The sequence below is a fragment of the Streptomyces sp. NPDC005423 genome, assembly GCF_040606415.1.
In the GTDB taxonomy this organism is placed as follows: domain Bacteria; phylum Actinomycetota; class Actinomycetes; order Streptomycetales; family Streptomycetaceae; genus Streptomyces.
This window is the reverse complement of the sequence record NZ_JBEXET010000087.1, coordinates 1-12,761: the sequence shown is the minus strand read 5'-3', so window position 1 is coordinate 12,761 and position 12,761 is coordinate 1. Positions and strand designations below refer to the sequence as shown.

Sequence of the window (12,761 nt, the reverse complement as noted above, 5' to 3'; positions counted from 1 at the left end):
GCGCGATCAGCAGCGGGTGGCTGTCTGCCAGCTGGGACAGGGCGGGCCACGGCCGGAACAGGTCGAGGTTCAGGACGTAGTGCAGGGCCGCGCGAGCCCCTGGACCCTGCCGAGGTGGGAATGACGACAGGTTTCGTGGCGCGCAAGCTCGGCGTGTCGCCCACGACCCTGCGTTCCTGGGATCGCCGGTACGGGCTGGGACCGGCCGAGCGGGCCGACGGCCGGCACCGCCGCTGGTCACCGGACGACCTCGCGATGCTCCAGGAGATGTGCCGGCTGACGGCCGTCGGCGTCTCCCCCGCCGAGGCCGCGCACGCCGCGAAGAGCCGCGCACGCGACGGCGCGCGCCCCGCCGGGAGACGCTCGGGCGAGAACCCACCCGGCTCCCCTCCCCCTCCCGTTCCCGTTCCCGTTCCCGCCGTAGCCCCGGCCCCGGCCACCCCCCCTTCGGCACACAAGGCCTCACGCTCCGGCAGCGGCCTGCCGTTGGGAGACGTGCGCAAGGAGTGCAGAGGCCTCGCGCGGGCCGGCGTACGACTGGACGGCCGGGCCGTGCAGGAGCAGCTGACGGCAGCGGTCCGCACGCACGGGCTGATCGCGGCCTGGGAGGAGGTGATGGTTCCGGCGCTGCGTGCCGTGGGCCGCAAGTGGCAGTCCTCGGGCGACCGTTACGTGGAGGTCGAGCATCTTCTGTCCTGGCACATCTCGGCCACCCTCCGGCACCTTTACGTGACCTCGGCGTCCCGGGAACGGTCTTCCGGTGACTCGCCCGTCCTCCTCGCCTGTCTGCCCGGGGAGCAGCACACGCTGCCCATCGAGGCGCTCAACGCGGCTCTCGCGGAAGCGGGAGTACCGGCCCTCATGCTCGGAGGGGCCGTGCCGGCCGAGGCTGTGATCGCCGCCGTGGCGCGGGTCGGGCCCGCGGCGGTGGTGCTGTGGTCCCAGTCGCGGTCCACCGCGAGCCTTCCGCTGGCCCAGCACATCGCCGGGACCCGGTGGGGCGTGCGGGGCGCCCGCACCCAGAGCCTGGTACTCCTCTGCGGCCCCGGCTGGGGCAGGCACTCGGGACCGGGCCTGCTGCGCCCGGCCGGCCTGCGGGACACGGTCCGGCTGCTCGGCCTGCCGCAGCACCCGGAGCGATCGCCGTCGGGGCAGGAACGTGAACGGCCGCCTCCCTGACAGCACTTGACGGCACTTCGTCCGCCACTCACCAACCGCCGCCCACCGAACGGTGCGACCGCGCCCGGCCGTTGAGCAGTTTCCGCCCGGCCCGCGACCGCATCCGCTCGCACCCGTATGGGGAAGTCAATGAACACCGTGCGTCGACCGGTCCGCCTGCTGGTCCCCCTTGTGCTCGTGATCGTCTGGCTCGGGCTCGGCGGAGCGTTCGGCTCCTACGCCGGCAAGCTCGGCGAGGTGTCGACCAACGACCAGGCCGCCTTCCTGCCGCGGAACGCCGAGTCCACCAAGGTCGTCGCCGCGCAGAAGGCCTTCGACCAGCGGGACACCCTGCCCGCCATCGTCGTGTGGACCGCGGCCACCGGCGGCCGGATCACCCCGGCGCAACGGGAGGCCGCCACCCGCGCCGTACGCTCCCTGACCGGGACGGCCGGCGTCGTGGGCGCGCCCTCCCCCGCCGTGCGTTCGGCCGATGGGGCGGCGCTGGAGAGCGTGGTGGCCCTCAGCCCCGACCTCGGGGAGAAACTCCCCGACGTGGTCGACCGGGTCAAGCGGGCGGCAACGGACGTCGACAGCACCCACGTCCACATCGCCGGACCCGCGGCCACCCAGGCCGACCTCACCGACGCGTTCGCCGGCATCGACGGAATCCTGCTCGCCGTCGCGCTGGCGGCGGTGCTGATCATCCTGCTGCTGGTCTACCGGAGCGTGCTGCTTCCCTTCGTGATCATCATCAGCGCCGTCTTCGCCCTGAGCATCGCCTGCGCCATCGTCTACGTCCTCGCCGACCACGGCGTCGTACGCGTGGACGGCCAGGTGCAGGGCATTCTCTCCATCTTGGTGATCGGCGCCGCCACCGACTACGCGCTGCTCCTGACCGCCCGCTTCCGCGAGGAACTCGTGCGGCGCGGGGACCCGGTGGCGGCGGCCCGGGCGGCGCTGCGCGGTGCCTTCGGGGCGATCACCGCGAGCGCCGCGACCGTGGCGCTCGGACTGCTCGCCCTGCTGATCAGCGACCTGACGAACAACCGGGCGCTCGGGCCCGTAGGGGCGATCGGCATCGTCTGCGCCGTGCTCACGACACTCACCTTCCTGCCCGCGGTTCTCGCCCTCCTGGGCAAGGTGGCGTTCTGGCCCGCCGCACCCCGGTCGGCCGACGCCGAGACCGGCGGCCACGGCATCTGGCGACGCGTGGCGCACGGGGTGGACACCCGTCCCCGAAAGCTGTGGCTGACCGCGTTCGCCGTACTGCTGGCAGCGGCGGCCTTCTCCCCCACCCTCCGGTCCAAGGGCGTACCGCTGGACGAACTCTTCGTCAACGACGCCCCGTCCGTGTCCGCGCAGGAGACGCTCGGCCGGCACTTTCCGGGCGGTTCCGGCCAGCCCGTCGTCGTCATCGCGGACGCGGACCGGCGCGCGCGGGTCGTCGAGACGGCGGCCGGCACCGACGGCATCGCCGGGGCGGAGGCGATGACCGCGTCCGGCGGGCCGGGCGGCGCGCCGCGAGTGGTCGACGGCCGCGTGCGTATCGACGCCACCCTGAAGGACGCCCCCGACAGCGACGCGGCGAAGGCCACGGTGCAGCGGTTGCGCGACCGGCTGCACGCGGTCGACTCCGGTGCGCTGGTGGGTGGTTACACCGCACAGCAGGCGGACACCCAGCGCACCGCCGAGCACGACCGGGCCCTGATCATCCCGGTCGTCCTCGCCATCATCCTGGTGATCCTGATCCTGTTGCTGCGGTCGGTGCTGCTGCCGGTGCTGCTGGTGGCGACGGTCGCGTTGAACTACCTGGCCACGATCGGCGTCGCCGCTCTGGTCTTCAAGCACGGCTTCGGTTTCTCCGGGACCGACGCGTCCGTGCCGCTCTACGGCTTCGTCTTCCTGGTCGCGCTGGGCGTGGACTACAACATCTTCCTGATGTCGCGGGTACGCGAGGAGACGCTGCTCCACGGCACACGGGAAGGCATCCTCCGCGGACTGATCGCCACCGGTGGCGTCATCACGTCGGCGGGTGTGGTCCTGGCGGCCACGTTCGCCGCGCTGATCGTGATTCCGCTGGCGTTCCTCGCGCAGATCGCCTTCATCGTCGCCTTCGGCGTCCTGCTCGACACCATCGTGGTGCGTTCGCTGCTGGTACCGGCCCTGGTCCGGGACATCGGCCCCACCGTCTGGTGGCCGAGCCGCCTCGGCCACCGCGACACCCCCGAACACCCCACGGCGGCAACCGACTTGACCGGCTGAAGCCATCCGGTAGGCATCGCCCACCAAGTGGCCGAGCCCGGCCCTCACGTGCCGAAGGGCGGTACCGCATCACGTGCTGGTGCCGTCACCCGTGTCCGCGCAGACCGACGGCGCGCCCCTCGGAATGAGGAGCGCGCCGTCGGTCGCGGGACCGTAGCGGGCCGGACCGGATCAGTGATCACCGGCACCCGGCGCTCGGGTCAGTCAGCCGCGGCGGGCAGGACCCTGGTCGCCCTGGCGGTCGTGTCCGCCCGTACGGTGGTCGCCCTGACCGGCGCCACCACGGGGGTCACCCTGGCCGGCCCCACCACGGGGGTCACCCTGGCCGGCGCCACCACGGTGGTCGCCCTGACCGGCGCCACCACGGTGGTCACGGTCGTCGCCACGGTGGTCTCCGCGGTGGTCCCGGTCGTCCCCGCGGTGGTCACCACGGTGGTCTCCGCGGTGGTCACCACGGTGGTCGCGGTCGTCCCCACGGTGGTCACCACGGTGGTCGCGGTCGTCCCCACGGTGGTCACCACGGTGGTCGCGGTCGTCCCCACGGTGGTCTCCGCGGTGGTCCCGGTCGTCCCCACGGTGGTCCCGGTCGTCGCCGCGGTGGTGGCCGTCGTGGTTGTTCCAGGAGGTGTCGTCGATGAAGCGGCCGTGGTCGTTGCGCAGGGTGGCGGTGTCGCGGTCGTTGTTCCAGACCTCGGCGTGGCGGCCCTGGAAGACGTCGGTGGAGCTGTCGCGGCCCTCGCCGGAGTGGACGCGGACCGTGGCGCGGCCGTCCAGCCGGAAGTGGCGGAACGTGTAGGTGTAGCCGTCCCTTTCCGAGAGCGTCCAGCGGCTGAGGTTCACCGAGTGGCGGGTGGTGTTGGTGATGTCCACCCACTCTTTGTTGAGCGACCAACTGGAGCGGTCGTCGCGCCCCGGGGAGTCGTACTGCACGCCACTGATGACGACCCCACCGTAGTGCGGGCGGGCGACCTGCTGGCCGGCGGCGGCCGGCAGTGCCATCGCCCCCACGCAGGCGGTGGCCAGAGCGGTGGCCACGGTCATACGACGGACGCTCACAGAAACGGACAAGGTTGTCCCCTTTTCAGGGCAGGACACCCCGGCCGGGCGGCGGGAGAACAGCAGGCCGTCCGGGGGTGTGTCGTACGGATCGGCGACCGGTTGGCCGCACACCCACACCTTGTCCGGCGGGCGAGGAGAACAGGGGGTTACGCGAAGCTCATGACAGATCCAGGATGTTTCTGTGACTCTCACTTGTTGCGTCCATTTATGCGGTGTATGCGCCAGGTTGACGAACCGGCATCCCCTCTCCCCTTACGGGCACCGGCTTTTCGGCCGGGTCGGCGCCGGAGGGTCCCCGTGCGGGCCGGGGACCGTCACCCGAAAGTGAGTAACAGATATCGGCCAACTGGACGTCACGTCATGACGTCCACCAGAACCTTGCCGACCACGCCGTTCTCCAATGCCCGGTGCGCGTCAGGGGTGTTGTGGAGCGGAAAGCGGACGAGCGGCAGACCGTTCCGCTCGCCGACCGAGAGAGCGCCGCGGCGGAGCGCCTCCGCGACATCCTCGACGGCCGCGGACCGCACCTCCGGACCGGCCGTGTACACCACGATGAAGTGCAAATGCGTGTTCAGCACCAGGTTCCGCAGGACGTCCAACTGGACTGTCGCGCCACCCTCGTTGGCGTAGGTGGAGATCGTGCCGCGCGTGCGCAGCACGGCCAGATCGAGTGCCAGGTTCGCCCCCAGGGCCACCTCGGCGACGATGTCGACGCCGGCCGGGGCCCTGTCGCGAATGGCGGCGGACGGGTCGCCCTCGCGGTAGTTGATCACGTGGTGTGCTCCGGCGGCCGTGGCCAGCCGGGCCTTCTCGGGGCCGCTGACCGTGCTGATCACGGTGGCCCCAGCCCATCGCGCGAGCTGGATCACCGCGTGCCCGACCGCCCCGGCCCCGCCCGCCGCGAGGACGACCTTGCCGTCGAGCGCTCCGGGGCGGAGCCGGCGCGGCCCGTCCTCGGCGACGGTGAGCGCGCGATGCGCGGTGAGCGCGGGGACGCCCAGCGAGGCGCCGAGGTCGAACCCGGCACCGTCGGGCAGCGGCACGGTCCGCTCGGCGGGCACGACGGTGAACTCGGCGGCGGTACCGCCTGGGCGCCCGGCGGCGGCCATGAACACCCAGACCCGCTGCCCGACCCTGCTCCGCTCGACCCCCTCACCTACGGCATCGATCGTGCCCGCGCCGTCGTGGTGCGGGGTGACCTCGGGGAAGAGCTTGGGGTGGGCGGCGCCCCTACGGGCCTGCCAGTCGGTCGGGTTGACCCCGGAGACGGCGATCCGGACGCGAACCTCACCCGGCCCCGGCTCCGGCAGGTCACGGTCGACGTACTGAAGGACGTCGGGGCTGCCGGTGTCGCTGTACGTGATGGCCTTCATGATCCGTCCTCGGAGCTCGATGGATGACAACTGCGTTCTGTGTTCCAGGAGTTCGCCACGACGTCCGACGTCCGACGCCCGAAGCCCGCCGCCTCTGCCGCGGCCGGGGTCCGGGCGAGCCGTGTCGCGCTCAGGAGGCCGGTTCGTCCGTCGGGGCGTGCAGCGCCGTGTCCAGCAACTCGGCCAGATAGAGGGCGGCGACGCGGCGGGCGACGGGGGTGGCACGCTCCCGGGCCTCGGCGGGCTCCAGGCGCTCGACCTTGACGAGCCGGGCCGTGACGCAGTCGTGCAGCAGGACACGCATCCGGTCGACCGTGTCGACGAGGATGCCGCGGATGGCCGCGTTGGTGGTCGCCTCGCCCCAGAGCTGCACGGCGACCCGGGCGTCGGCGGGGTCGATCGCGGCGATCATGCGGGTGAGAAGTTCGTCGGGGTCGGGCGGCGCGTCGCTCGCGGCGTACTGCCCGAGCACCTTCGCGTGCTCGGCGAGCGTCTCGCGCGCGGAGGCCTGGACCAGGTCGGCCTTGTCGCGGTAGTGGGCGTAGATCGAGCCGGCCGAGAGGCCGGACTCGGCGATGATGTCGGCGATCGAGGTCCGCTCCAGGCCCTTGCGGCCGAAGCAGCGCACGGCCGCCTCGGTGATCTGGGCCCGTCGAAGTTCCTTGCGCGCGCTGGTGAGCCGCGGCATCACACCCCCACAAAGATAATGCCTGTTCCGTTTGGCGCCACACTAACAGTATGGGCGTTCCGTTTGAACGCGGCAGCCGTCGCTGATGTGCGCGGAAGCCGCGGTCCGCGCCGAATCTTGGGACACGCTTTACGCGGGGTCCGCAACTGTGACCCCCGCTGCCGCTGTCTGACAGTGAGGCGGGCCCGTCAGGGCCGTGGATCGAGCGAGCGGAGCAGGTCGTGGGACGGCGCAAGGGCGGCATAGGGATCGCACTCGTCACAGGTGTGATGCTGGTGGGCGCGAGTGCCTGCGGCGGGGGTGGCAGCGACAAGGCGAGCGGGGACGACGCGAAGGCGTCGGAGAAGCCGAGCACGAGCGCCTCGCCGTCACCGACGAAGCCCGCGGGTCCGCCGATGCTGCTGGAGACGATCACGCCCCAGACCGGCACCACGGTCGGCGTGGCGATGCCGATCTCGGTGGTGTTCACCAACCCGGTGGCGGCGAAGGCGCGGGCCACGGTGGAGAAGCACATGAAGGTGAGCGCCTCGCAGCCGGTGCCCGGTGCCTGGCACTGGTTCGGTGACCAGCGCGCCGACTGGCGCCCGAAGACGTACTGGCCCTCCGGTACGACGGTGAAGGTCGACGCCGACATGAAGGGCCTCAGCAACGGCAACGGGCGCTACGGCGTGCGCAGTTACACGCACACCTTCAAGGTCGGCGACGACGTGCGCGCGGACGTCTCGGTGACCGGCCACACCATGAAGGTGACCCGGAACGGCTCGTTGGTACGCACCCTGTCGATCAACGCGGGCAGCCCCCAGTACCCGACGTGGAACGGCACCATGGCCGTCATCGACAAGCAGGAGAAGGTCCACATGACCTCCTGCAGCGTCGGCATCAGCTGCGACAAGGGCAGCCCCAACTACTACGACCTGACGCTCCCCTGGGACATCCACCTCACCCAGTCCGGCACCTATGTGCACTACTCCACCGGTGACCCGAATCCGGGCAGCGGCAGCGCCCGCGGCTCGCACGGCTGTGTCCACCTGTCCATGTCGGACGCCAAGTGGTTCTACGGCCAGGTGAAGCAGGGCGACCCGGTCACCATCACCGGCTCGACCCGTGCCAAGGCGCCGGCCGACAACGGTTACGCCGACTTCAACCTCGACTGGAGCCAGTGGCTCGCGGGCAGCGCGTCCGGCGAGGGGGCGTCCGCGACGCTGTGACACGGCGCGGCACGACAGCGACGCCTGTCGGCGGTCGACGGCGGGGCAGGTGACCGCGAGGGCAGGAAATGCCGTAGCCACGACGGACGTTGGCCACGGCATGACTCAACGCCCCGCACCACGCGCCCTGTCCGACGCGGCCCTGTCCCAACTCCTCGGTGAGCAGCGGTTCGGCACCCTCGCCAGCTGAAGCGCGGCGGCCGTCCGCATCTGACCACCATGGCGTACAGCTGGGACGCCGATCGGCGCGTCCTGCGGTTCTCGACGACGGCCGACCGGGTCAAGGTCGGCCACCTGCGCCACGACCCGCGGGCCGCGCTGCATGTCCAGGGCGACGATGTGTGGTCGTTCGCCGTCGCCGAGGGCACGGCTTCCGTCTCCGCGGTCACGAGTGTTCCCGGCGACGCGGTCGGGCGGGAACTGCTCCGGCTGGTCCCACCGGGCGCGGACCCGGAGGAAGAGGCCGCGTTCCTGGGGCAGTTGGTGGCCGAGCGCCGTCTGGTCATCCGGCTGAAGGTGGACCGGCTGTACGGGACGGCGCTCGACGTCGACGGATAGGGGCGGTGGTGTCTCCCTGGCCGGCTACCAGCCGACCGCCACCAACAGCCACTGGGGGTTGCTGTGGGAGACGAAGGAGGACTGGCCGGCCACGTCGTCGTAGGGGAAGCCGTAGGCGAGGTGGTTGATGGCGTTGTCGTGCCAGAACTGGGCGTAGTAGTTGGCGGGCGCGGCCTTGTAGTACTGGGCGGGGTCGGCCTGTTGGGAGGCCGGCAGGGTCGCCACATGCCGGTTGAGGGCGGCGCACATGTCGGGGGCACCGGCGAGGGTTCCCGCGCAGCCGAAGACGTCGGAGGTGGCGGCGTTGACGCCGACCGACTGGGCGTACAAGGTGAAGTAGCCGGCGTTGACACCGCCGGCGCGGAAGCTCGGGTCGCTGCCGGGGGCGATGATGCGGTACGGCGCCTGGGTCTGGGCCAGCACCTTGAACTGGGCCGGAACCGCGTTCGTGAAGCGCTGGAAGGTGGTGGCGCGGTCCTCGGCGAAGGTCTGCCGGTTCTCGCCCACCTCGGTGTCGTAGCCGTCCTTGCCGTGCAGGCGCATGGCGAGTTTGAGGCCGAAGGCGTCGACGCGGGTTGTGTTGCCGTTGAAGACGTTGTTGCCGACCGTGAACTCGATGAAGTCGTAGTAGGCGCTGGTGGGCGAGCCCAGGTAGAAGTACATGCGGCCCGCGGAGTTGGCCGGCATGTCGAGGTAGGGCTGTTCGGCGATGGAGTGCACCTGCCCGTTGAAGCTCCAGTACACCTGGCTGTCGGGGTACTTGCCGTTGGTGCGGTTGAGGATCTTCACCTCGACGGCGTTGTTCGCGGCGGGTATGTCGCCGGTGCTGCCCCAGAAGTCGTCCGGCGGGGTGGTGGTGCCGGGTCCGTAGACCTGGAACTCCCACAGGGAGTAGCCGTAGGGCGTGGCCCGGGCCGTTCCGTAGAGGCGCACGTAACGGCCGCTGCCGGTGACGGTGAGGTTCTGGACGCCGCCGGTGGCGGTGGTCGTGGAGTAGACGGTGGTCCAGTTGGCCGCGTCGGCGGAGGTCTGGATCTGGAAGCCGGAGGCGTACGCGGCCTCCCAGTCGAGGGTGAGCCGGGTGAGTTGCTGGACGGAGCCGAGGTCGACCTGGAGCCACTGCGGATCGGCGAACGCGGACGACCAGCGGGTGCCGGTGTCGCCGTCGACCGCGGCGGTGGCCGGGAAGGTGCCGTTCTCGACCGAGGACGCCGTCGCCGGCCGCCCCTGGGACAGCAGTTGGTCGGCGGCTCGGGCGGGCGTGGGCGTGAGAGCGGCGAAGCAGGCGGCCAGCAGGACGACTACCAGGCCGAGAGCCAGGCGGGGGCGTGCGGCGCCGCGGAACGGTCTGCGGGTGAGTGCGGTGAAGGGTGTCTGCACAGGGATCTCCTCAAGTCGAGCCGACTTGTGTGGGGCAGGAGGAGCAACCGGGGTGAGAGCGCTCTCTCGGGTTGTAGTCCCGGCGGCGGCCGACGTCAACAACTGAAGTCGCAATCAACGGAGTTCGCGGGAGTACGGTCCTCCACGCTGGTCGTGACGGTGGAGTCCCGCCGCCGCGTCGGCGGCCCCTTCAGGGTCTGGCTCCCGACAGGAACCCGCGCCCTCGCGTTCCTTCACCCGTCGAACCCGGACCGGCTGCACGCCGAGTTGGTACCAGGTGCCCGGCTTGCCGCCGAGGCCGGCGGGGTCGGCCGGTCCCACCGGGACGAATCCCGCGTTGGCGAGCACCTTGCGGGACGCGGTGTTCGCGTCGGAGGCGGCGGCCTTGATCGTGTGCAGGCCGTGCCGGGTCGCCGCCAGGTGGCACAACCGCCGGACGTTGGCGGTCGCCACGCCCTCTCCCGTGACGTGCTGCGCGACCCGGTAACCGAGTTCCGCGGTGCCCTCGTCGAGGTCGTAGAGGTTGAACCGGCCCAGCACCGAGCCGTCCTCGGCGACCAGCACGTAGAAGGCGAGGTGGCCGGCGGCCTGCTCGGCCAGCACCGCGCTGTGGTGCTCCGCGAACCGGTCGAAGTAGTCGTCGCCACGATCGGAGACCGCGGCCGCGAAATAGGCACGGTTGGCCAGCTCGAAGGCGAGGACCGCGGAAGCGTGACTCGCGCTCAGCGGGTGCAGTTCGGGCATGATCCGACCATAGAGGAGAGCAACGGCCGGGGCCGGAGCGGGGCGGCGGCTGTACGTGCGGCGGACGCGCTCGACGATGTACGCGGGTCAGCCGGAACCTGGCGACCGCACCCCGCATCTCCCCTTACGAGATGGCGTGACGGAGAATCAACCGACTTGGTCAAAGGCTCAGTTCACCGTGACCGGAGGGACATCCATGAACGGCACCTACGGCGTCACCGCTTCCCCGCCGCGCCGACAGTCCCCTGCCGCGCGGGGCGGTGCGTGGCTGTGGTTCCTCACCTGGCTGCTGGTCGGCGCGGCGGGCAGCCTCGGCCTCCTGACCATCCCGACCGTCGGGGTCTTCCTGCTCCCCCTGGCCGCCGCGGGGGCGGGCGTCGCCGCGTTCCGCCGGGGCGCGCGGGCCGGCCTTCCCGGGCTGCTCTCCGGAGCGGGGCTGCCCCTGATGTACGTGGCCTACCTCAACCGCGAGGGCCCCGGGAACGTCTGCACCAACTCGGGCACGGGCGGTCAGTCGTGTGTCGAGGAGTGGAACCCGTGGTTCTGGCTTGCGGGCGGGGTGGCGCTGCTCGTCGCGGGAGCCGTGTGGTTCGTGCTCGCCGACCGGCTCCGCAGGACTCGGTGACCGCTGATCCGCGCGTACACCTGAGTACCCGTCAACCGTTAGCCGTCGAGGGCCTGTTGGAGGGTGGGAGCGCAGGGGATGACCGCGTCGAGGCCGACCAGCTGGACGATGCGCAGCACGGGCGGCGTGGCCCCGGCCAGTCGCAGCCAGCCGCCCGCCCCGGTGAGCGTGTGGTGGACGGCGATGAGCACGTTGATGCCGCTGGAGTCCATGAAGCCGACCTCGCTCAGATCGACGACGACGCGCGGCGCGGTGCCGTCCGGCCCTTCCAGAGCCTCTCTGAGGGGGCTGCCCGTCTGGTGGTCTATCTCGCCGGACACGGAGACGACGCGGACGTCGTCGACGACGTGGGTCCTGATCGACAGCCGTTCGAGCTGCCCGGCTTGTTCGGTGTCCGCCATTTTTCCTCATACAAGTCGGTGACCGCTGTGGATCAGGATCTTCATCCGAAGTGCTGCCCCGCATCGTACGGTTGATGCCCGGGTCCTGTGGAGTTCTCGCACGGTCCGGAGTGAGGCGCCCTCCCACGGGGTACGCGCGCGGGTGCGCAGAAGGGGGCGAGACGATCCGAATGGAACCAGGTACGTCAGTGGACGGCGGCGCGACGGCGCGGACGGGGGCCGTACGGGCGACCGTGGCACTGGAAGGCGACGGTTCGTGCATCGCCGAGGCCCGCAGGTTCGCGGCGACGTTCCTGACCCGGGCCCGGTCCGAGTTCGGGCTGCCGGTGTCGGACCGCGCGATGGATCTCACCCGGCTCGTGGTCAGCGAGTTGGTGACCAACGCTCTCAAGTACGCGCCCGGACCAGTGCTGTTGGAGCTGGGGATCGTCAACGGCGTTGCCGAGGTGGTGGTGTGGGACTCCGACCCGGTGCTGCCGGTCGCCCGGGCCGCCGATGCCCACCGCGTGGGGCAGCACGGTCTGGAGATCGTGATGGCCGTGGCGCTGGACATCGAGGCCCGGCGGGAGCCGGTGGGCAAGCGGGTCACCGCCCGCCTCGCCCTGACGGACACCACGGACGGACCCGGCGGCGCGGACGCGACGGACAGCTCGGCCGTCGCGGAGTGACGGACCCCGGAGCGGGGCGGGACGGTCCCGGCCGTCGTATGAGAAACCCAGGCTCGGTCCGCACGGCGTTTGAGCCTCCGCTCGGCGGGGACCCGGATTCGGGGGGACGAAGCGCCGACACCCTCGGAGGACGGTGCTCCCCTCGGCCCGAAGGCCCATACGTCGCTGACCCAGAGAGAAGTTGAAGAGCCGTGACCGCGCGCACCGACAAGAGGAAAGCCGAGAACCAGCCGCCCGAGACCGGCTGGGCCAAGGCCCGCCGACTGCGCGCGAAGGGCGTACGCACCTGTGTGCCGTCCGTCCAGGACCGCGGCGCCGAGACCTCCGCGCACCCGGGCAGCGAGGGGAACATCGTCAGGGGAGACGACTGACCGGACGGCCGGCGCACCCGGCGGAGACCCGCCCGGCGGCCGGCCCGGTCGTCACCTGTGTGGCCCCGCCGATGATCACGACGACCGACTAAGACCCGTATATCCGGGCATATGTGGAGAAACCGTTGATCCCGCCCGTCCGAGACGTGCGGTTCTCCGGCCGGGTCGCGTCCCTCTTCATCCGGACGCGGATCGGGATCGAACTCCAGGTTCCGCGCATACGAACGCGCGTCCCGCTGGATCGCGTACGGGCTGTAGACGAT

Annotated in this window: 11 protein-coding genes and 2 pseudogenes; 7 read left to right on the top strand and 6 right to left on the bottom strand. The window is 71.3% G+C overall.

The features are described from left to right. The first annotated feature begins 120 nt into the window (after window positions 1-120). Together ABZT12_RS38700 and ABZT12_RS38695 are read left to right on the top strand one after the other, a co-directional pair. Complete coding sequence (locus ABZT12_RS38700) at window positions 121-1,179, top strand: MerR family transcriptional regulator (protein WP_356394392.1); 1,059 nt, start codon at window positions 121-123, stop codon at window positions 1,177-1,179. 129 nt (window positions 1,180-1,308) lie between these two features. Continuing rightward, a complete protein-coding gene (locus tag ABZT12_RS38695) occupies window positions 1,309-3,423 on the top strand; it encodes an MMPL family transporter (RefSeq protein ID WP_356394389.1) in 2,115 nt (704 codons plus the stop codon). A gap of 204 nt (window positions 3,424-3,627) precedes the next feature. Here ABZT12_RS38695 and ABZT12_RS38690 read toward each other — a convergent pair whose 3' ends face one another. The 3 genes from ABZT12_RS38690 to ABZT12_RS38680 form a co-directional block, all read right to left on the bottom strand. Next, entirely contained in the window at window positions 3,628-4,464 is an 837-nt protein-coding gene (locus tag ABZT12_RS38690; protein WP_356394387.1) for a lamin tail domain-containing protein, read from the bottom strand. 371 nt (window positions 4,465-4,835) lie between these two features. Then, entirely contained in the window at window positions 4,836-5,855 is a 1,020-nt protein-coding gene (locus ABZT12_RS38685; protein ID WP_356394384.1) for an NADPH:quinone reductase, read from the bottom strand. A 130-nt stretch (window positions 5,856-5,985) separates the two neighbouring features. Next, window positions 5,986-6,543 carry a TetR/AcrR family transcriptional regulator gene (locus ABZT12_RS38680; protein ID WP_356394381.1) on the bottom strand — a complete coding sequence of 186 codons (558 nt, stop codon included), beginning with the start codon at window positions 6,541-6,543 and terminating at the stop codon, window positions 5,986-5,988. A gap of 269 nt (window positions 6,544-6,812) precedes the next feature. On the opposite strand from ABZT12_RS38680, the gene ABZT12_RS38675 reads away from it, so the two are divergent. Then, a complete protein-coding gene (locus tag ABZT12_RS38675) occupies window positions 6,813-7,751 on the top strand; it encodes a L,D-transpeptidase (protein ID WP_356394395.1) in 939 nt (312 codons plus the stop codon). 100 nt (window positions 7,752-7,851) lie between these two features. Then, window positions 7,852-8,309: pseudogene (locus ABZT12_RS38670) on the top strand (TIGR03618 family F420-dependent PPOX class oxidoreductase). Window positions 8,310-8,333: 24 nt separating this feature from the next. On the opposite strand, the gene ABZT12_RS38665 reads toward ABZT12_RS38670, so the two are convergent. Beyond that, entirely contained in the window at window positions 8,334-9,689 is a 1,356-nt protein-coding gene (locus ABZT12_RS38665) for a beta-1,3-glucanase family protein (protein ID WP_356394378.1), read from the bottom strand. A 267-nt stretch (window positions 9,690-9,956) separates the two neighbouring features. Next, window positions 9,957-10,433, bottom strand: a pseudogene (locus tag ABZT12_RS38660) (GNAT family N-acetyltransferase); the annotation flags it as partial. A 196-nt stretch (window positions 10,434-10,629) separates the two neighbouring features. Between ABZT12_RS38660 and ABZT12_RS38655 the strand changes: the two are divergent. Next, window positions 10,630-11,058: a hypothetical protein gene (locus ABZT12_RS38655; protein WP_356394375.1), complete on the top strand. Its 429-nt coding sequence runs from the start codon at window positions 10,630-10,632 to the stop codon at window positions 11,056-11,058. A 38-nt stretch (window positions 11,059-11,096) separates the two neighbouring features. Here ABZT12_RS38655 and ABZT12_RS38650 read toward each other — a convergent pair whose 3' ends face one another. Continuing rightward, window positions 11,097-11,459 (bottom strand): STAS domain-containing protein, encoded by a 363-nt coding sequence (locus ABZT12_RS38650; protein ID WP_356394372.1) that lies wholly within the window; start codon window positions 11,457-11,459, stop codon window positions 11,097-11,099. Window positions 11,460-11,629: 170 nt separating this feature from the next. Between ABZT12_RS38650 and ABZT12_RS38645 the strand changes: the two genes are divergently transcribed. Next, a complete protein-coding gene (locus ABZT12_RS38645) occupies window positions 11,630-12,127 on the top strand; it encodes an ATP-binding protein (RefSeq protein ID WP_356394370.1) in 498 nt (165 codons plus the stop codon). 191 nt (window positions 12,128-12,318) lie between these two features. Then, window positions 12,319-12,498, top strand: a complete 180-nt coding sequence (locus ABZT12_RS38640; protein ID WP_356394368.1) for a hypothetical protein — start codon at window positions 12,319-12,321, stop codon at window positions 12,496-12,498. Window positions 12,499-12,761 lie beyond the last annotated feature (263 nt).

Excerpts from the sequence above, each read along its gene's own strand:
- ABZT12_RS38650 (WP_356394372.1), bottom strand. The coding sequence starts at position 11,459 with ATGGCGGACACCGAACAAGCCGGGCAGCTCGAACGGCTGTCGATCAGG.
- ABZT12_RS38695 (WP_356394389.1), top strand. The coding sequence starts at position 1,309 with ATGAACACCGTGCGTCGACCGGTCCGCCTGCTGGTCCCCCTTGTGCTC.
- ABZT12_RS38680 (WP_356394381.1), bottom strand. The coding sequence starts at position 6,543 with ATGCCGCGGCTCACCAGCGCGCGCAAGGAACTTCGACGGGCCCAGATC.
- ABZT12_RS38675 (WP_356394395.1), top strand. The coding sequence starts at position 6,813 with ATGCTGGTGGGCGCGAGTGCCTGCGGCGGGGGTGGCAGCGACAAGGCG.
- ABZT12_RS38685 (WP_356394384.1), bottom strand. The coding sequence starts at position 5,855 with ATGAAGGCCATCACGTACAGCGACACCGGCAGCCCCGACGTCCTTCAG.
- ABZT12_RS38700 (WP_356394392.1), top strand. The coding sequence starts at position 121 with ATGACGACAGGTTTCGTGGCGCGCAAGCTCGGCGTGTCGCCCACGACC.
- ABZT12_RS38645 (WP_356394370.1), top strand. The coding sequence starts at position 11,630 with ATGGAACCAGGTACGTCAGTGGACGGCGGCGCGACGGCGCGGACGGGG.
- ABZT12_RS38690 (WP_356394387.1), bottom strand. The coding sequence starts at position 4,464 with ATGACCGTGGCCACCGCTCTGGCCACCGCCTGCGTGGGGGCGATGGCA.
- ABZT12_RS38655 (WP_356394375.1), top strand. The coding sequence starts at position 10,630 with ATGAACGGCACCTACGGCGTCACCGCTTCCCCGCCGCGCCGACAGTCC.